Source organism: Streptomyces sp. NEAU-sy36 (genome assembly GCF_013423905.1).
GTDB classification, from domain to species: domain Bacteria; phylum Actinomycetota; class Actinomycetes; order Streptomycetales; family Streptomycetaceae; genus Streptomyces; species Streptomyces misionensis.
This window is the reverse complement of record NZ_CP058977.1, coordinates 7,835,243-7,853,656: the sequence shown is the minus strand read 5'-3', so window position 1 is coordinate 7,853,656 and position 18,414 is coordinate 7,835,243. Positions and strand designations below refer to the sequence as shown.

Sequence of the window (18,414 nt, the reverse complement as noted above, 5' to 3'; positions counted from 1 at the left end):
GCCCCTTCCCGTCTCACCAGGCCGACGGGTCCCGCCCGTCGAGCGCGAACACCGAGCCGTCCGGAGCGGTGCCGTACACCTGCGGGGCGGCGAGGACGGGCGCGGCCCGCAGCGCGGCGACCCCCTCCGAACCGGCCCCCGGCCGGGCCGGCGTCTGCCCCGCGAGCCGCCCGCCGCGCACATCCACGGCCAGCAGCCGGCCGTCCCCCGCCGAGAAGTACAGGTACCGGTCCCCGGCGACCGGCGCCGAGCCGCGGCTCACCGACGTCTCCAGGTGCCACAGCCGCTCGCCGGCCCCGGTGTCCACGGCGTCCAGACCGCCGTTCACGTCCAGCAGGTACACCACACCGCGGCGCACGGCGGCGTGCACGTCCGGCCGGGGCGCCGGCAGCGGCACCCGGCGCGCGGTCCGGGACGCGGCGTCGTACCGCACCACGGCATCGGTGTCGCCGTACACCGGATCGGCCGCCGTGAAGTACACGGTGCCGCCCTCGGCCCCGGCCGGCCGGAGCAGCCCGGTCAGCCGGGCTTCCCAGCGCACCGCACCCGTGGCCGCGTCGAAGGCGACGACCCGGGTGCTCCCGCCGTCGGCGCTGGTGGTCGTCGCATAGGCGGGCGCACCGGCCGACCCGTCGCCCGGGAAGGTGTCGACGCGCGGCCGGCCGTCACCCGGCAGCCGATGGCTCCAGCTCGTCCGCCCCGAGCGGCCGTCGACCCCCGTGACCGTGCCGTCCGCGCCCGTGATCAGCAGCGTCGTGGCCGTGTACCGGGTGCCGGCACCCGTGGGCAGGGCGCGCCGCCAGCGGGTCCGGCCCGTGCCCGGGTCCAGCGCCACCGCGTCCCCGGCCTGGTCGCGCACCTGCACCAGCCCGCCCGACACCACCGGGGCCCCGCTCCAGCGCGCCCCCGCGAAGGGATGCCGCCACAGCACCCGGCCACCGCGCGCGTCGAGCGCGTACGCCTGCCCGGCGCCGGCGCACAGCAGCTTCCCCGCGCCGAAGGCGCACCGGGGCGCGGCCGTCTGCCCGGCGACCGGCGTCGTCCGCCACCCGGCGAACCCCACCGCCGCCGTCCGCGGGCTCCCCGGCCCCGCGTCGTCGCCCAGCCAGTGCACGGAGGCCAGCACCCCGCCCGCCACGAGCCCGAGCGTCCCCGCCACCACGGCCGCGAGCCGCCCCGGCCGCAGGCCCCGGCCCCGCGACTTCCTCTTCTCCCCCTCGTCCTTCTCCTGCTCCTCCTCCGCGGACCGCGGCACCTCCACGGCGGAGTCCACCGGACCCACGGCGTCCGAGGTCCGCTGCGCCGGTATGAACGCCTGCGTGTCGTACGCCGCCGCCACCGACCGCAGCTGCCGCATCAGCTCGTCCGGCGTGGGCCGGTCCTCCGGGTCCTTGGCCAGACAGCGTTCGACGAGCGGCGCCAGACCTCGCGGCACCCCCGACAGATCGGGCTCGTCGTGCACCACCTGATAGGCGACGACATACGGACTGTCGGAGTCGAACGGCCCCCGCCCGGTCGCCGCGTGCACCAGCACCGAACCCAGCGCGAAGATGTCCGCGGCCGGCCCCACCTCCCGCGGCCGCCGGAACTGCTCGGGCGCCATGAACGGCGGCGTCCCGATCAACTTCCCGGTCTCCGTGCGCAGTTCGCTGTCCTTGGGCCGGGAGATGCCGAAGTCGATGACCTTCGGACCGTCCTCCGCGAGCAGTACGTTGCCCGGCTTGAGATCCCGGTGCACCACGCCCACCCGGTGGATGTCGCGCAACGCCTCCGCGAGCCCGGCCATCAGCCGCCGCAACTGCCCGGCGTCCAGCGGCCCGTGCTGCTTCACCTGCTCGGAGAGGGTCGGGCCGGGAATGAACAGCGTGGCCATCCACGGCCGTTCGGCCTCCGGGTCCGCGTCCACCACCGGCGCGGTGAAGGCACCGCTGACCCGGCGCGCCGCGGCCACCTCCTGCCGGAACCGCCCCCGGAACTCCCGGTCCCGCGCGAACTCGGCGTGCACGACCTTCACCGCGAGCCGCAGCCCGGACGTACTGCGGGCGAGGTGGACCACCCCCATGCCACCGGACCCCAGCCGTGACTCCAGGCGGTAATGACCGGCATACTCGGGCATATCGGCCTCCGTGCCCGCTCCGGTGCTGCGCTGTGGCGTCATCGACTGGACCGCCCCCCGTGCTCCTCGTCCGCGCGACGCACGGAGCCTAGTCGATGGCTCGTACGAGACCGAGGCGGCTTGCTAACCTCCGTTCGCCAATCAGCAGTCCCATGCAGCCATGGGACTCACGGGGGAGGAAACCGCATGTCCGTCCGTTATTACCCGGTCGCCCCGGGCGTCCGCGTGAACGTCCGCAGCGGCCCCGGCACCAGCTACGGCGTCACCCGGGTCCTGCCCGAGGGCGCCAAGGTGCCGATCTACTGCCAGACCCCGGGGACCACGGTCACCGGCACGTACGGCACCACGAACATCTGGGACAACATCAGCGACGGCGAGTTCGTCTCCGACGCCTACGTCCACACCGGCAGCGACGGCTACGTGGCCGACCGCTGCGGCTGACCCCCGCCGGGCGTCGCCCCGCCCGCGACCCCTCCGCCGCCCGGCGCCATAATCGTTGCGTGAGCGACGAAACCGGCACCCCGGGCACCCCGGAGGGCCCCGCGGGCGGCCCTCGCCCCGAACCCCTGCGCTTCTTCGGCACCTCCTGGGTGCACCACGACGACGGCTACGCGCTGCGCCGCGCCGGTGTCGCCGTCGGCTCCCTCGCCGCGGCGGTCGTCTCCTGCCTGGTGCTGCGCTTCGCCTTCCAGGGCATCGAGATCGCCGGCACCGGCACCTTCGTGACCGTGCTGGTCGTCGCCATGTTCACGATCTGCACCGCGCTCGCCTTCGGCAACACCTGGGGCGGTTTCGGCAAGCGCCCCGACCCCCAGCGCCAGACCTCCCTGCGCGGCCTGCTCGCCATCGGCTTCGTCGGCATCCTGCTCGCCTACTTCCTGCGCTCCCTCACCGAGGCCCCGGGCGAGCGACTGCACCGCGAGGAGTACGAGACGGCCCGCGCGGAGCACGCCGCACGCACCACCCGCCGCTCGGGCAACCCGGCGAAGAAGAAGCGCCGCCGCTGACCCGGCGAGCCGAAAGCCGCTGTCGCCGGCACCGGCCACCGAGCACCATGGGGGGATGACGACCACGCAGCCGCCCGCCGCCGAGCGCTCCGCCCGCGCCCACTCCTTCAACGCGGCCGCCGCCCAGTACGCGGCCAACCGTCCCTCCTACCCGCCCGCCCTCTTCGACGCCATCGAGGAGACGGCCGGCCGGTCCCTGTCCGGGGCGCGGGTGGCGGACGTCGGCGCGGGCACCGGCATCGCCACCGCCCTGCTGCACGCGCGCGGCGCGGACGTCCTCGCGATCGAGCCCGGCGAGGGCATGGCCGCGGAGTTCCGCCGGGGCAACCCGGACATCCCGCTGCTGCGGGCCAACGGCAACGCCCTTCCCCTCGCCGACGCCACGACGGACTTCCTCACCTACGCCCAGGCCTGGCACTGGACCGACACGGCCCGCTCGGTGCCGGAGGCGCTGCGGGTGCTGCGACCGGGCGGCGCGCTGGCGCTGTGGTGGAACACGGACGCCTTCGACATCGAGTGGATCGCGCGGGCGGCGGAGCGCGAGGGCAGCTTCTTCGGCTTCGACCCGGCCGAGCGGTACGCGAAGGCCGACGAGCGGCTGGACCTCGCCGACCCGAGCGGCCGCCTCGACTTCACCCGCCACAAGATCCGCTGGAGCCGCCGGGTCACCCTCGACACCCACCTGGCCAACATCGGCAGCCACTCGCTCTTCCTGGTCCTGGACGAGCCCCGGCGCACCGCCTTCCTCGACGAGGAGCGCGGCCACCTCCTGGAGGTCTTCCCGGACGGCGTCGTGGAGGAGACGTACGACGTGCTGCTGCTGGTGGCCAGGAAGCGCTGACGCCTCCGGGCGCGCCGTTCCGCCCACCGGACAACCGCCCCGCCGCCCGGAGCACCGGTGCCAGACTGAACCGCATGAGCCAGAAAGTCGCAGTACTCGGCACCGGGAAGATCGGCGAAGCCCTGCTCAGCGGGATGATCCGGGCCGGCTGGGCCCCCGCCGACCTCCTGGTCACCGCCCGCCGCCCGGAACGCGCCGAAGAACTCCGCGCCCGATACGGCGTCACCCCGGTCGGCAACACCGAGGCCGCCAAGACCGCCGACACCCTGATCCTCACGGTCAAGCCGCAGGACATGGGCACCCTCCTGGACGAGCTGGCCCCGCACATCCCCGCCGACCGCCTGGTCATCAGCGGCGCCGCCGGCATCCCGACCGCGTTCTTCGAGGAGCGCCTCGCCGGCGGCACCCCGGTCGTCCGCGTCATGACCAACACCCCCGCCCTCGTCGACGAGGCCATGTCCGTCATCTCCGCCGGCACCCACGCCACCCCGGACCACCTGGCCACCGCGGAGAACATCTTCGGCGCCGTCGGAAAGACGCTGCGCGTCCCGGAGAGCCAGCAGGACGCCTGCACCGCCCTGTCCGGCTCGGGACCGGCGTACTTCTTCTATCTGGTCGAGGCCATGACCGACGCCGGCATCCTGCTCGGCCTGCCCCGCGACAAGGCCCACGAACTCATCGTCCAGTCCGCGATCGGCGCCGCCGTGATGCTCCGCGACAGCGGCGAGCACCCGGTCAAGCTCCGCGAGAACGTCACCTCCCCGGCCGGTACGACGATCAACGCCATCCGCGAGCTGGAGAACCACGGCGTCCGCGCGGCCCTCATCGCCGCCCTGGAGGCCGCCCGCGACCGCAGCCGCGAGCTGGCCACCGGCAAGAAGGACTGACCCGGAAACGGGGGCCGGCCCGGAGTTGACACACCTCGGAGCGGTCCGTAAGGTACTCCGAGTTGTCCGACGTGAGCGCCGACTCCGGTCGGTCCCCGGACAGCCATTCCGTGAGCACCACCCACTCTCGACACCTCGGTGTCGAATGCTTTGGCGTGCGTATTTGCGAAATGAGGAATCCGCGTTCGAAAGGGCGCAGGCCCCGATTAGCTCGGGAGCCGGGAATCCGCTAAAGTCTCACTCGTCGAAACGGCCCAGCGGCCGGGAAGACAAACCCCCCTGACTGGGAGTCAGACGCCGAAAGGATCTGATAGAGTCGGAACCGCCGGAAAGGGAAACGCGGAAGCGGGAACCTGGAAAGCACCGAGGAAATCGGATCGAGAAAAGATCTGATAGAGTCGGAAACAACGAAGGGAAGCGCCCGGAGGAAAGCCCGAGAGGGTGAGTACAAAGGAAGCGACCGTTCCTTGAGAACTCAACAGCGTGCCAAAAGTCAACGCCAGATATGTTGATACCCCGTCCATCGGATCACCGATGGTCGAGGTTCCTTTGAAAAAACACAGCGAGGACGCTGAGGACCGAGGGGACTATTCCTCCTCTTGGTTCCGCTCCCGTGTGTGTCACCGGATCACCGGTAAACATTCACGGAGAGTTTGATCCTGGCTCAGGACGAACGCTGGCGGCGTGCTTAACACATGCAAGTCGAACGATGAAGCCCTTCGGGGTGGATTAGTGGCGAACGGGTGAGTAACACGTGGGCAATCTGCCCTGCACTCTGGGACAAGCCCTGGAAACGGGGTCTAATACCGGATATGACCATCTTGGGCATCCTTGATGGTGTAAAGCTCCGGCGGTGCAGGATGAGCCCGCGGCCTATCAGCTTGTTGGTGAGGTAATGGCTCACCAAGGCGACGACGGGTAGCCGGCCTGAGAGGGCGACCGGCCACACTGGGACTGAGACACGGCCCAGACTCCTACGGGAGGCAGCAGTGGGGAATATTGCACAATGGGCGAAAGCCTGATGCAGCGACGCCGCGTGAGGGATGACGGCCTTCGGGTTGTAAACCTCTTTCAGCAGGGAAGAAGCGAAAGTGACGGTACCTGCAGAAGAAGCGCCGGCTAACTACGTGCCAGCAGCCGCGGTAATACGTAGGGCGCAAGCGTTGTCCGGAATTATTGGGCGTAAAGAGCTCGTAGGCGGCTTGTCACGTCGGTTGTGAAAGCCCGGGGCTTAACCCCGGGTCTGCAGTCGATACGGGCAGGCTAGAGTTCGGTAGGGGAGATCGGAATTCCTGGTGTAGCGGTGAAATGCGCAGATATCAGGAGGAACACCGGTGGCGAAGGCGGATCTCTGGGCCGATACTGACGCTGAGGAGCGAAAGCGTGGGGAGCGAACAGGATTAGATACCCTGGTAGTCCACGCCGTAAACGGTGGGCACTAGGTGTGGGCAACATTCCACGTTGTCCGTGCCGCAGCTAACGCATTAAGTGCCCCGCCTGGGGAGTACGGCCGCAAGGCTAAAACTCAAAGGAATTGACGGGGGCCCGCACAAGCGGCGGAGCATGTGGCTTAATTCGACGCAACGCGAAGAACCTTACCAAGGCTTGACATACACCGGAAAGCATTAGAGATAGTGCCCCCCTTGTGGTCGGTGTACAGGTGGTGCATGGCTGTCGTCAGCTCGTGTCGTGAGATGTTGGGTTAAGTCCCGCAACGAGCGCAACCCTTGTCCCGTGTTGCCAGCAGGCCCTTGTGGTGCTGGGGACTCACGGGAGACCGCCGGGGTCAACTCGGAGGAAGGTGGGGACGACGTCAAGTCATCATGCCCCTTATGTCTTGGGCTGCACACGTGCTACAATGGCCGGTACAATGAGCTGCGATACCGTGAGGTGGAGCGAATCTCAAAAAGCCGGTCTCAGTTCGGATTGGGGTCTGCAACTCGACCCCATGAAGTCGGAGTCGCTAGTAATCGCAGATCAGCATTGCTGCGGTGAATACGTTCCCGGGCCTTGTACACACCGCCCGTCACGTCACGAAAGTCGGTAACACCCGAAGCCGGTGGCCCAACCCCTTGTGGGAGGGAGCTGTCGAAGGTGGGACTGGCGATTGGGACGAAGTCGTAACAAGGTAGCCGTACCGGAAGGTGCGGCTGGATCACCTCCTTTCTAAGGAGCACTTCTTACCGGGCTTGCCTGGTCAGAGGCCAGTACATCAGCGAATGTCTGATGCTGGTTGCTCATGGGTGGAACGTTGACTACTCGGCACTCTTCGGATGGCTCTTCTTCCTAGTACTGCTTCGGCGTGGAACGGATGAGAGGGCGGCGGGGGTGTCGGGCACGCTGTTGGGTGTCTGAGGGAATGAACTTCTCCTCAGTCGCCGGCCCCGGTAAAGGTCCGCTTCGGCGGGTTGTGACGGGTGGCTGGTCGTTGTTTGAGAACTGCACAGTGGACGCGAGCATCTGTGGCCAAGTTTTTAAGGGCGCACGGTGGATGCCTTGGCACCAGGAACCGATGAAGGACGTGGGAGGCCGCGATAGTCCCCGGGGAGTCGTCAACCAGGCTTTGATCCGGGGGTTTCCGAATGGGGAAACCCGGCAGTCGTCATGGGCTGTCACCCGCTGCTGAACACATAGGCAGTGTGGAGGGAACGAGGGGAAGTGAAACATCTCAGTACCCTCAGGAAGAGAAAACAACCGTGATTCCGGGAGTAGTGGCGAGCGAAACCGGATGAGGCCAAACCGTATGCGTGTGAGACCCGGCAGGGGTTGCGTGTGCGGGGTTGTGGGATCTCTCTTCTGCGGTCTGCCGGCCGTAGGGCGAGTTAGAAACCGTTGATGTAGGCGAAGGACATGCGAAAGGTCCGGCGTAGAGGGTAAGACCCCCGTAGTCGAAATGTCAGCGGCTTGCTTGAGAGACACCCAAGTAGCACGGGGCCCGAGAAATCCCGTGTGAATCTGGCGGGACCACCCGCTAAGCCTAAATATTCCCTGGTGACCGATAGCGGATAGTACCGTGAGGGAATGGTGAAAAGTACCCCGGGAGGGGAGTGAAATAGTACCTGAAACCGTGTGCCTACAAGCCGTGGGAGCGTCGGAATGTGCTTGCACATTCTCGTGACTGCGTGCCTTTTGAAGAATGAGCCTGCGAGTTTGCGGTGTGTTGCGAGGTTAACCCGGGTGGGGAAGCCGTAGCGAAAGCGAGTCCGAATAGGGCGATTTAGTAGCACGCTCAAGACCCGAAGCGGAGTGATCTAGCCATGGGCAGGTTGAAGCGGAGGTAAGACTTCGTGGAGGACCGAACCCACCAGGGTTGAAAACCTGGGGGATGACCTGTGGTTAGGGGTGAAAGGCCAATCAAACTCCGTGATAGCTGGTTCTCCCCGAAATGCATTTAGGTGCAGCGTCGTGTGTTTCTTGCCGGAGGTAGAGCACTGGATAGGCGATGGGCCCTACCGGGTTACTGACCTTAGCCAAACTCCGAATGCCGGTAAGTGAGAGCGCGGCAGTGAGACTGTGGGGGATAAGCTCCATGGTCGAGAGGGAAACAGCCCAGAGCATCGACTAAGGCCCCTAAGCGTACGCTAAGTGGGAAAGGATGTGGAGTCGCACAGACAACCAGGAGGTTGGCTTAGAAGCAGCCACCCTTGAAAGAGTGCGTAATAGCTCACTGGTCTAGTGATTCCGCGCCGACAATGTAGCGGGGCTCAAGCGTACCGCCGAAGTCGTGTCATTGCAGCATATAGCCCTAACGGGTGTTGTGATGGGTAGGGGAGCGTCGTCTGCCGGGTGAAGCAGCACCGGAAGGTAGTTGTGGACGGTTGACGAGTGAGAATGCAGGCATGAGTAGCGATTCACACGTGAGAAACGTGTGCGCCGATTGACTAAGGGTTCCTGGGTCAAGCTGATCTGCCCAGGGTAAGTCGGGACCTAAGGCGAGGCCGACAGGCGTAGTCGATGGATAACCGGTTGATATTCCGGTACCCGCTGTGAAGCGTCAAACATCGAGCATCGTGATGCTAAGGCCGTGAAGCCGCCCTGGATCCTTCGGGTGAAGGGGAGTGGTGGAGCCGCTGAACCAAGCGGTTAGTAGGTGAGTGATGGGGTGACGCAGGAAGGTAGTCCATCCCGGGCGGTGGTTGTCCCGGGGTAAGGGTGTAGGCCGCAAGGTAGGCAAATCCGCCTTGCATACGGCTGAGACCTGATGCCGAGCCGATTGTGGTGAAGTGGATGATCCTATGCTGTCGAGAAAAGCCTCTAGCGAGTTTCATGGCGGCCCGTACCCTAAACCGACTCAGGTGGTCAGGTAGAGAATACCGAGGCGTTCGGGTGAACTATGGTTAAGGAACTCGGCAAAATGCCCCCGTAACTTCGGGAGAAGGGGGGCCACACCTGGTGAGAGCACTTGCTGTTCGAGCTGGGGGTGGCCGCAGAGACCAGCGAGAAGCGACTGTTTACTAAAAACACAGGTCCGTGCGAAGCCGTAAGGCGATGTATACGGACTGACGCCTGCCCGGTGCTGGAACGTTAAGGGGACCGGTTAGCTTCACTTCGGTGGGGCGAAGCTGAGAACTTAAGCGCCAGTAAACGGCGGTGGTAACTATAACCATCCTAAGGTAGCGAAATTCCTTGTCGGGTAAGTTCCGACCTGCACGAATGGCGTAACGACTTCTCGACTGTCTCAACCATAGGCCCGGTGAAATTGCACTACGAGTAAAGATGCTCGTTTCGCGCAGCAGGACGGAAAGACCCCGGGACCTTTACTACAGTTTGATATTGGTGTTCGGTTCGGCTTGTGTAGGATAGCTGGGAGACTTTGAAGCGGCCACGCCAGTGGTTGTGGAGTCGTCGTTGAAATACCAGTCTGGTCGTGCTGGATGTCTAACCTGGGTCCGTGATCCGGATCAGGGACAGTGTCTGATGGGTAGTTTAACTGGGGCGGTTGCCTCCTAAAGGGTAACGGAGGCGCCCAAAGGTTCCCTCAGCCTGGTTGGCAATCAGGTGTTGAGTGTAAGTGCACAAGGGAGCTTGACTGTGAGACCGACGGGTCGAGCAGGGACGAAAGTCGGGACTAGTGATCCGGCGGTGGCTTGTGGAAGCGCCGTCGCTCAACGGATAAAAGGTACCCCGGGGATAACAGGCTGATCTTCCCCAAGAGTCCATATCGACGGGATGGTTTGGCACCTCGATGTCGGCTCGTCGCATCCTGGGGCTGGAGTCGGTCCCAAGGGTTGGGCTGTTCGCCCATTAAAGCGGTACGCGAGCTGGGTTTAGAACGTCGTGAGACAGTTCGGTCCCTATCCGCTGTGCGCGTAGGAGTCTTGAGAAGGGCTGTCCCTAGTACGAGAGGACCGGGACGGACGAACCTCTGGTGTGCCAGTTGTTCTGCCAAGGGCATGGCTGGTTGGCTACGTTCGGGAGGGATAACCGCTGAAAGCATCTAAGCGGGAAGCCTGCTTCGAGATGAGGACTCCCACCCACTTGATGGGGTAAGGCTCCCAGTAGACGACTGGGTTGATAGGCCGGATCTGGAAGCCAGGTAACTGGTGGAGGTGACCGGTACTAATAGGCCGAGGGCTTGTCCTCAGTTGCTCGCGTCCACTGTGTTGGTTCTGAAACCACGAACAACCATTGTGCTGGTTGTCAGTTTCATAGTGTTTCGGTGGTTATAGCGTGAGGGAAACGCCCGGTTACATTCCGAACCCGGAAGCTAAGCCTCACAGCGCCGATGGTACTGCAGGGGGGACCCTGTGGGAGAGTAGGACGCCGCCGAACAATTTTTGAGGGGAACCCCCGCACCGTTGGTGCGGGGGTTTTCCGCGTTTCAGGGCAATTAGGGTTGGCGTATGCGCTACGACCTCATCATCTTCGACAACGACGGCGTCCTGGTCGACAGTGAGCCGATCTCCAATCGCCATCTGGCCGCCTATCTGACCGAGCTGGGCGTCCCGACGTCGTACGAGGACTCCCTGCGGGACTACATGGGGTCGGCCATGCACCGCGTCCACGACCTGGTCCTGGAACGCACCGGGCGCCGGCTCCCCGACGACTTCGACGACGTCCTGCACGCCCGCATCTTCGCCTCCTTCGAACGCGAGCTGCGGCCCGTGCCCGGCGCGGTGGACGTACTGGAGAAGCTGGCCGCGGACGGGGTGCCGTACTGCGTGGCCTCCTCCGGCAGCCACCAGAAGATCAGGGTGGGGCACCGCACCGCCGGGCTCGACCGCTGGTTCCAGGAGGACCGCGTCTTCAGCTCGCAGGACGTCGGCCGCGGCAAGCCCGCGCCCGACCTCTTCCTGTACACGGCCGAGCGGATGGGCGTCGCCCCGGAGCGCTGCGCCGTCGTGGAGGACTCCCCGCTGGGCGTCCAGGCGGCCGTGGCGGCCGGGATGGACGTGTACGGATTCACCGCGATGACGCCCGCCGAGCGGCTCACCGGCGCGACCCGACTGTTCGCCCGCATGAGCGAGTTGACCGACCTGCTGATATGACCCGCGCCATCGGCCGGCGCCTGACATCTGTCATGCCGACGTCCGGACGATCGTTTCTACCGGCCCACCCCCGCCCGCGGCGAAGCTTGGGGCATGACGAAGGACACGGGGGCCAAGGGCCGAGGCGAGCAGCAGAAGCGGAACCCGAGCGTGCTGGACAACTTCCGGCCGCTGATCGTGGACGTGGCGGTGCCCCTCGGGGCGTATTACCTCCTCAAGGACGCCTTCGGCGCGAGCACCTTCGCGGCGCTCGCCTGGAGCAGCGTGGTGCCGGCGGCGCGGACCCTGTGGAGCCTGGTGCGCGAGCGCCGCACCAACGCGCTGGCCGGGCTCATCCTGGCCGTCAACGTCGTCTCCCTGCTGGCCGGTTACCTCTCCGGCGACCCACGGCTGATGCTCGCCAAGGACGGCGCGGTCAGCAGCACCATCGGCATCGGGATCCTGATCTCCGTCCGGCTCGGGCGGCCGATGATGAGCACCGCCATGCGGCCCTTCCTGGTGAAGGGGGACCCGGCGAAGGAGGCCGCCTGGCAGCGGCTCGTCACCGGGGCCTCGGCCCGCTCGGCGGCCTTCCGGAAGCACGAGAGGACCTTCTCCGCCGTCTGGGGCCTGGCGCTGCTCGCGGAGTGCGTGGCGCGGGTCGTGGGCGCGTACACCGTGCCCGTGGACACGATGGTCTGGCTCGGCACCGTCTTCCTGGTCGCCGCGATGGTGATCGCCTTCCTGGTCAGCGGGGCGCGGGCCGCCGAGCCGATGGAGAGGCTGCTGGCCGCCGAGACGGCCGAGTCCCTGAACACCCCTGAAGCTGAAGGAATTTCATCTTTGGCGATATCTACCCACAGGTAGTCCGGGGCCCTACGCTCGCCGCCATGACTGATGTGCTGCGGCGCGGCAGGGCCTCGCTGGCGTTCGGCTTCTTCGCCCAGGGCGTCGCGTTCGCCCTGCTGGTGACGCGGATTCCCGCCATCCAGGACCGGTACGGCATCTCCGACGCGCTGCTGCCGGTCTTCCTGGCCGCGGTGCCGATCCTGGCCGGGGCCGGCAGCGTCGCCACCGAGCAGCTGGTGAAGCGGATCCGGCCCAGCCGGCTGCTGCGCTGGTCCCAGCCGGTGGTGCTGCTGGCCCTGCTGGGCACCGGGGCGGGCGGCCGGGGACAGCTGGCCGCGGTGGCGGTGGCGCTGGGGGTGTTCGGGCTGGCCGTGGGCGTGCTGGACGCCACCATGAACATGCTCGGGGTCAGTCTGCAACGGGCCTACGGGCGCAGCATCATGCTCGGCTTCCACGCGGCCTACAGCCTGGGCGGAATCGTCGGGGCGTCGCTGGCCTGGGCCGGGGCGCACTGGCAGCTGGCGCTGTGGGTGTCGTATTTGCCGGTGGTCGCGGTGCTGCTGCCCGCGACGCTGGTGGGCAGCCGGGGTTACATCGACGGGGACCCGGCTCCGGTGGCGGAGGGGAGCGGCGGCGGGGGAGTGGTCTTCCGGCTGCTGCTGCCGTTGTGCCTGGTGATGACCTTCGCCTACATCGGGGACTCGACGGTCTCCAACTGGAGCGCGAAGTACCTGAAGGACGTACTGGGCAGCTCGGAGCAGCTGGCGACCGTGCCGTACAACGTGTACATGGTGACGACGCTGGCCGGGCGGACGCTGGGGGACTTCGGGGTGCGGCGGTTCGGGGCCGTGGCCGTCGTACGGCTCGGGGCACTGGTGGCGGCCGGCGGGTTCGCGGTGGTGGCGTCGGCGCCCGGGGCGTGGCTGGGGATGCTCGGGTTCACGCTGCTGGGCCTGGGGCTGTGCGTGCTGGTGCCGCAGACCTTCGCGGCGGCTGGACGGCTGTTCCCCGGGGCGTCGGACGCGGCCGTGGCGCGGCTGAACGTCTTCAATTACGTGGGTTTCCTCATCGGTTCACCGTTGGTGGGGGCGGTGGGCGACGCCTGGAGCTATCGGGGGGCGATGCTGCTGCCGATGGTGTTGGTGCTGGTGACGCTCGTGTACGCCAGGTCGTTCGCGACTCAACAGGACCGATACGGTGGCGGACATGAGCGGCCGCGCACAGCTGATGTGGGACGAGGCAGTAACGGGCTATGACTTCGGCCCGGGTCATCCGATGGACCCGGTCCGGCTGGCACTGACCCGGAAACTGGTCGGTGCCCTGGGTCTCGACCGGGAGCTGGAGATCGTCGCGGCCAGGCCGGCCGGGGAGTCGACGCTGCGGCTGGTCCACCGGGAGGACTACATCGACGCGGTGAAGGCCGCGTCGGCCGACCCGGCCGGGGCGGACGGTTCGTACGGGCTCGGGACGCTGGACGATCCCGCGTTCGCCGGGATGCACGAGGTGTCCGCGCTGATCGCCGGGCAGTCGGTGGCGGCGGCCGAGGCGGTGTGGCGGGGGGACGCGCCGCACGCGGTGAACTTCACGGGCGGGCTGCACCACGCGATGCCGGGCGGCGCGTCCGGGTTCTGCGTGTACAACGACGCGGCCCTCGCGATCGCGCGGCTGCTGGAACTGGGGGTCGAACGAGTCGCCTACGTGGACGTGGACGTGCACCACGGGGACGGGGTGCAGGCCGCGTTCTGGGAGGACCCCCGGGTGCTGACGATCTCGCTGCACGAACACCCCCGGACACTGTTCCCGCAGTCCGGATGGCCGCAGGAGACGGGCGCGGGCGCCGGGGAGGGGGCGGCGGTGAACCTGCCGCTGCCGGCCGGCACGGGCGACGCGGGGTGGGTTCGGGCGTTCCACGCGGTGGTGCCGGAGCTGCTCGCGGAGTTCCGGCCGCAGGTGCTGGTCTCGCAGCACGGTGCCGACACGCACTTCGAGGACCCGCTGGCGCACCTCGCCGTCTCCCTGGACGCGCAGCGGGCCGTGCAGACGGCCTGCCACGAGCTGGCGCATGAGTACGCCGACGGGAAGTGGATCGCGCTCGGGGGCGGCGGGTACGCCGTGGTGGACGTCGTGCCCCGGTCCTGGACGCACCTCGTGGGCATCGCCGCGGGGAGGCCGGTGGCGCCGGAGACGGTGATCCCCGAGGGCTGGCGCCAGGAGGTGTACGCCCGGACGCGCGAGCTGGCCCCGATGCGCATGACGGACGGCCGCTGGCCGGTGTCCTGGTCGTCCTGGGAGGACGGCTACGATCCCGCGGACCGGCTGGACCAGGCGATCCTGGCGACCCGCCGGTCGGCGTTCCCCCTGCGCGGCCTGCTGCCGTAACGGCCCCGCCCGGCCGCCCGGCACGGCCGGGAGACGGGAGCCCGTTAGGCCGAACGTGCCGTTTCGGGCCGGTGTTTGCCTTGCCGGGCCGGTCAATGGGCCACCATCGCACCCGTGTTGAGGTATCTGCCGGCCGCCGGGCTGGCCGGGGTCGTGGGCACCTCGCGGGAGCGCAGCCTCAGGAGCTACCGGTTGTTCGCGGCCCGGGACCCCCGCGTGCTGATCGGGATCGATCCGCAAGGGAGTTGGGGAGAGCCGGAACTGCTGGCGCTGATGGCCGAGAGGTGTGGGGTTTCGGCCGATCCCCGGCATACTTCAGGACCGGATGTGATCGACCCCCGGCGGACCCTCGCCGCGCTGGACGCCTTCGCGGGTCGGCTGGCCGCGGTGGCACAGCGTGGCGCGCCCGTGCTCCTCGGCACCGGCCACCCCCGCCCGCTGCTGGGTTTCTACGCCGCGCTCGCGGACGCCCTCTCGGCGGCGGGATGTGAGGTCCTCACCCCCGCGCAGGGTCGCTGTGTCGACATATTGACCCGGTTCGGCCTACGCACGCACCGCATCGACTACGTACGACGCGTCGCGTTGGTGCGGGAAACCGAGGTCGGGCGCCCCGGTTGTGAGCCTGGCGCGCACTGCCATTCACCCCTGCCCGTCCGGGTCGCCCTGGAGGCCGCAGCGGCCGGCCCCGGCCCCCTGCCCGAGCTGGTCATCGGCGACCACGGCTGGGTCTGCGGCGCAGGTCAGCTGGGGTTCGAGGCGATCGGTCTGGCCGACACCGACGACCCCGCGCCGTTCGTCGGACAGGCGGAGGGCGCCGTCTCCGTCGTCGTACCCCTGGACGACGGAGCGCGGTCTAGTCACTACCGGCCGCTCACCCGCTACGTACTCAAACGCGCGTGTCTGTCACAGTAGGCCGCCGATGGGTGCACCTCTTCCCCACTCGTATCACCCGCCCCTAGTCTGGGGAGTGAGCACGCAGCGACGAAGAGTCACCGGAAGGGGAAGCCGGTGGCCGTCGAGTGCGGAAGGTGCAGGTGTGTCATGGCTGCAGCTGGCGAGAGGCCTCTGAACGAGGTTCAGTTCCTTACCGTGGCGGAGGTCGCCACGGTGATGCGAGTGTCGAAGATGACCGTGTACCGCCTGGTGCACAGCGGTCATCTGCCCGCGATCCGGGTGGGGCGGTCCTTCCGCGTCCCCGAACAAGCGGTCCACGAGTACCTCCGCGACAGCTATGTGGGGGTGGAGACGGGCTGACGACCCCCTCCGGGGGATCCCGGAGACCCTCGATTACGACCTCGGCGCTCGGTTGGGTAGGCTAGCCCCTCGTAGGTCGTGTGGGCCCATGGCGCCCAAACAACCGAGTGATGAGAAGTGAGCGAGGGTAGTCGTGGGCTCTGTTATCAAGAAGCGGCGCAAGCGGATGGCCAAGAAGAAGCACCGCAAGCTGCTCAAGCGCACGCGCGTTCAGCGTCGCAACAAGAAGTAATCCGGTCCCGCGCACGCGGGAACCGATTGCGGCGCTCCGCGAGAGCGTGTTCTGTGGCCTTCCGCCGGCGACGGCGGAGGGCCACAGCCATGTCCGGCTCGTCCGGTTCGTCCCGGCCGGGGAAATTCCGCCTCTCCCGCCCCGGGCGTCATCACGGCGCAACACCGACCCGCTAAGTTGGCCTTCACGGGGAACGCGGAACTTCGGTACGCGGGAAGGAAGGCGCTGATCTTGGGCAAGGTCGTGCTCGTCACCGGAGCGGCCCGGCAGCTGGGCGGCCGGTTCGTGCGGCGGATCCAGCGGGACCCGGAGGTCGAGCGTGTCATCGCGGTGGACGCGGTGCCGCCCGCGCATCAGCTGGGCGGGGCCGACTTCATCCAGACCGACATCCGAAAGCCGGCCATAGCCAGGGTGCTGGCCGAGACGGCCGCCGACACCGTCGTCCACCTCGATGTGACGGGCACCGCGCTCGGCGGCGGCAACCGGGCCACGGTCAAGGAGACCAACGTCATCGGCACCATGCAGCTGCTCGGTGCCTGCCAGAAGTCCCCGGCCGTCCAGCGGCTGGTGGTCAAGTCCAGCACCAATGTGTACGGCTCCGCGCCGCGCGATCCCGCCGTGTTCACCGAGACCACCCCGGCCAAGTCGCTGCCCAGCGGCGGCTTCGCGAAGGACACCGTCGAGGTCGAGGGGTACGTGCGGGGGTTCGCCCGGCGCCGGCCCGACGTGGCCGTGTGCGTGCTGCGGTTCGCCAACATCCTCGGGCCGGCCGCCGACACCCCGCTCGCCTCGTACTTCGCGCTGCCGGTGCTGCCGACCGTGTTCGGTTACGACCCACGGCTCCAGTTCGTGCACGAGGACGACGTGGTGGAGGTGCTGCGGCTCGCCGCGCACGAGCCGCGCCGGGGCACCCTCAACAGCGGCACCTTCAACATCGCCGGGGACGGGGTGCTGCTGCTGTCCCAGTGCTCGCGCAGGCTCGGGCGGCCCACCGTGCCGCTGCTGCTGCCCGCGGTGACCTGGGCCGGCTCCCTGGTCCGTACGCTGGGTATGACGGACTTCTCACCGGAGCAGTTCCGGCTGCTGACCCACGGGCGGGTCGTGGACACCGTGCAGATGCGCGAGACCCTGGGCTTCACGCCCCGGTACACGACGGCGGAGGCGTTCGCGGACTTCGCCCGGGGCCAGGGCGCCGGGCTGCTGCCGCCGGAGACCGTCGCGGGAGCGGTCGACCGGATCGCCGCGGCCCTGCCGGGCGGCGGCCGGCCCACGGCCCATAGCGGCGACTAGCGCCAACCGAGGAGCGCGGTAACGATGGCGGACGCCAAGGTCATTCCCTTCGACGACGACCGGTCCCGGGGCTCCGGGACCGGTGGTGCCCAGCGGCCGGGACGGCGGCGGGGCGCGAGCGGGCGCGGGTCCGGCAGCGGCGGCGGGGAGCTGGGTGAGGTGCAGCGGCTGCCGGGGCGGGGGCCGGAGCGGGCGGAGGAGCCGGTGCAGCGGCCCGGGTCCGGTGCGTCCGGCGGGCTGGAGCAGCGGGTGGCGGCCGGGCTGGCGTTCCTGCGGCGCCGGCTGACCGGGGAGTACGAGGTCGACGACTTCGGGTACGACGCGGAGCTGACCGACCAGGTCCTGATGTCGCTGCTGCGGCCGGTGTACGAGAAATACTTCCGGGTCGACGTGAAGGGCATCGAGAACATCCCCGACAAGGGCGGGGCGCTGATCGTCGCCAACCACTCCGGGACGCTGCCGCTGGACGGGCTGATGATGCAGGTCGCGGTGCACGACCGGCATCCGGCCGGCCGGCATCTGCGGCTGCTCGCGGCGGACCTGGTGTTCGTGCTGCCGGTGGTCAACGAGCTGGCCCGCAAGCTCGGGCACACCCTGGCGTGCGCGGAGGACGCGGAACGGCTGCTGGAGCAGGGCGAGCTGGTGGGGGTGATGCCGGAGGGGTTCAAGGGCATCGGGAAGCCCTTCGGCGAGCGGTACAAGCTCCAGCGGTTCGGGCGGGGCGGGTTCGTGTCGACGGCGCTGCGGCAGGGGGTGCCGATCGTCCCGTGCTCGATCGTCGGTGCGGAGGAGATCTATCCGATGATCGGCAACGCGAAGACGCTGGCGCGGCTGCTGGGTTTCCCGTACTTCCCGCTGACGCCGACGTTTCCCTGGCTCGGACCGCTGGGCGCGGTGCCGCTGCCGACGAAGTGGACGATCCAGTTCGGCGAGCCGATCCCGACGGACGGCTATCCGCCGGAGGCCGCCGAGGACCCGATGCTGATGTTCAACCTCACGGACCAGGTCCGGGAGCAGATCCAGCACACGCTGTACAAGCTGCTGGTGCAGCGCAGGTCGGTCTTCTTCTGACGGTCTTCTTCCGCCGGGGGC

The 18,414-nt window shown here is 68.0% G+C and carries 14 protein-coding genes and 3 rRNA genes; 16 read left to right on the top strand and 1 reads right to left on the bottom strand.

Annotated features, from left to right (window positions below; translation table 11 throughout):
• Nucleotides 1–13 precede the first annotated feature (13 nt).
• Nucleotides 14–2,158 (bottom strand): serine/threonine-protein kinase, encoded by a 2,145-nt coding sequence (locus HZZ00_RS34490; RefSeq protein ID WP_180329979.1) that lies wholly within the window; start codon nt 2,156–2,158, stop codon nt 14–16.
• Between the two features lie 144 nt (nt 2,159–2,302).
• Here HZZ00_RS34490 and HZZ00_RS34485 point away from each other — a divergent pair, with 144 nt between their 5' ends.
• From HZZ00_RS34485 to HZZ00_RS34410, 16 genes are all read left to right on the top strand, one after another.
• The gene (locus HZZ00_RS34485) at nt 2,303–2,557 is read left to right on the top strand and encodes an SH3 domain-containing protein (RefSeq protein WP_070022507.1); all 255 of its coding nucleotides are present in this window, start codon (nt 2,303–2,305) and stop codon (nt 2,555–2,557) included.
• Nucleotides 2,558–2,616: 59 nt separating this feature from the next.
• Nucleotides 2,617–3,123 carry an EamA/RhaT family transporter gene (locus tag HZZ00_RS34480; RefSeq protein ID WP_180329978.1) on the top strand — a complete coding sequence of 169 codons (507 nt, stop codon included), beginning with the start codon at nt 2,617–2,619 and terminating at the stop codon, nt 3,121–3,123.
• 55 nt (nt 3,124–3,178) lie between these two features.
• Nucleotides 3,179–3,964: a class I SAM-dependent methyltransferase gene (locus tag HZZ00_RS34475; RefSeq protein ID WP_180329977.1), complete on the top strand. Its 786-nt coding sequence runs from the start codon at nt 3,179–3,181 to the stop codon at nt 3,962–3,964.
• 74 nt (nt 3,965–4,038) lie between these two features.
• Nucleotides 4,039–4,851 (top strand): pyrroline-5-carboxylate reductase, encoded by an 813-nt coding sequence (proC, locus tag HZZ00_RS34470; RefSeq protein WP_180329976.1) that lies wholly within the window; start codon nt 4,039–4,041, stop codon nt 4,849–4,851.
• Nucleotides 4,852–5,492: 641 nt separating this feature from the next.
• Nucleotides 5,493–7,017: ribosomal RNA gene (locus tag HZZ00_RS34465) — 16S ribosomal RNA — on the top strand.
• A gap of 298 nt (nt 7,018–7,315) precedes the next feature.
• A 23S ribosomal RNA gene (locus tag HZZ00_RS34460) occupies nt 7,316–10,434 on the top strand.
• A gap of 72 nt (nt 10,435–10,506) precedes the next feature.
• Nucleotides 10,507–10,623: ribosomal RNA gene (gene rrf, locus HZZ00_RS34455) — 5S ribosomal RNA — on the top strand.
• Together the 16S, 23S and 5S rRNA genes form the textbook arrangement of a ribosomal RNA operon.
• Nucleotides 10,624–10,694: 71 nt before the next feature.
• Nucleotides 10,695–11,339 carry an HAD family phosphatase gene (locus HZZ00_RS34450; protein ID WP_180329975.1) on the top strand — a complete coding sequence of 215 codons (645 nt, stop codon included), beginning with the start codon at nt 10,695–10,697 and terminating at the stop codon, nt 11,337–11,339.
• A 93-nt stretch (nt 11,340–11,432) separates the two neighbouring features.
• On the top strand, nt 11,433–12,185 hold the full coding sequence (locus HZZ00_RS34445; protein WP_257585521.1) for a VC0807 family protein: 753 nt from the start codon (nt 11,433–11,435) through the stop codon (nt 12,183–12,185).
• Nucleotides 12,186–12,208: 23 nt separating this feature from the next.
• Nucleotides 12,209–13,423 (top strand): MFS transporter, encoded by a 1,215-nt coding sequence (locus HZZ00_RS34440; RefSeq protein ID WP_180329974.1) that lies wholly within the window; start codon nt 12,209–12,211, stop codon nt 13,421–13,423.
• On the top strand, nt 13,374–14,546 hold the full coding sequence (locus HZZ00_RS34435) for an acetoin utilization protein AcuC (protein ID WP_180329973.1): 1,173 nt from the start codon (nt 13,374–13,376) through the stop codon (nt 14,544–14,546). The genes HZZ00_RS34440 and HZZ00_RS34435 overlap by 50 nt, the downstream gene beginning before the upstream one ends.
• Nucleotides 14,547–14,651: 105 nt before the next feature.
• On the top strand, nt 14,652–15,458 hold the full coding sequence (locus HZZ00_RS34430) for a phosphatase (protein ID WP_180333826.1): 807 nt from the start codon (nt 14,652–14,654) through the stop codon (nt 15,456–15,458).
• 129 nt (nt 15,459–15,587) lie between these two features.
• On the top strand, nt 15,588–15,800 hold the full coding sequence (locus tag HZZ00_RS34425) for a helix-turn-helix domain-containing protein (protein ID WP_070022648.1): 213 nt from the start codon (nt 15,588–15,590) through the stop codon (nt 15,798–15,800).
• 133 nt (nt 15,801–15,933) lie between these two features.
• Entirely contained in the window at nt 15,934–16,032 is a 99-nt protein-coding gene (locus tag HZZ00_RS34420) for a 30S ribosomal protein bS22 (RefSeq protein WP_003948845.1), read from the top strand.
• Between the two features lie 231 nt (nt 16,033–16,263).
• Nucleotides 16,264–17,322 (top strand): NAD-dependent epimerase/dehydratase family protein, encoded by a 1,059-nt coding sequence (locus HZZ00_RS34415; protein WP_074992933.1) that lies wholly within the window; start codon nt 16,264–16,266, stop codon nt 17,320–17,322.
• Between the two features lie 24 nt (nt 17,323–17,346).
• Nucleotides 17,347–18,393, top strand: a complete 1,047-nt coding sequence (locus HZZ00_RS34410) for a lysophospholipid acyltransferase family protein (protein WP_180329972.1) — start codon at nt 17,347–17,349, stop codon at nt 18,391–18,393.
• Nucleotides 18,394–18,414: the final 21 nt, after the last annotated feature.

Coding starts and splice junctions, on each gene's coding strand:
- HZZ00_RS34490 (WP_180329979.1), bottom strand. CDS start 2,158: ATGACGCCACAGCGCAGCACCGGAGCGGGCACGGAGGCCGATATGCCC.
- HZZ00_RS34435 (WP_180329973.1), top strand. CDS start 13,374: ATGAGCGGCCGCGCACAGCTGATGTGGGACGAGGCAGTAACGGGCTAT.
- HZZ00_RS34410 (WP_180329972.1), top strand. CDS start 17,347: ATGGCGGACGCCAAGGTCATTCCCTTCGACGACGACCGGTCCCGGGGC.
- HZZ00_RS34475 (WP_180329977.1), top strand. CDS start 3,179: ATGACGACCACGCAGCCGCCCGCCGCCGAGCGCTCCGCCCGCGCCCAC.
- proC (WP_180329976.1), top strand. CDS start 4,039: ATGAGCCAGAAAGTCGCAGTACTCGGCACCGGGAAGATCGGCGAAGCC.
- HZZ00_RS34450 (WP_180329975.1), top strand. CDS start 10,695: ATGCGCTACGACCTCATCATCTTCGACAACGACGGCGTCCTGGTCGAC.
- HZZ00_RS34425 (WP_070022648.1), top strand. CDS start 15,588: ATGGCTGCAGCTGGCGAGAGGCCTCTGAACGAGGTTCAGTTCCTTACC.
- HZZ00_RS34485 (WP_070022507.1), top strand. CDS start 2,303: ATGTCCGTCCGTTATTACCCGGTCGCCCCGGGCGTCCGCGTGAACGTC.
- HZZ00_RS34445 (WP_257585521.1), top strand. CDS start 11,433: ATGACGAAGGACACGGGGGCCAAGGGCCGAGGCGAGCAGCAGAAGCGG.
- HZZ00_RS34440 (WP_180329974.1), top strand. CDS start 12,209: ATGACTGATGTGCTGCGGCGCGGCAGGGCCTCGCTGGCGTTCGGCTTC.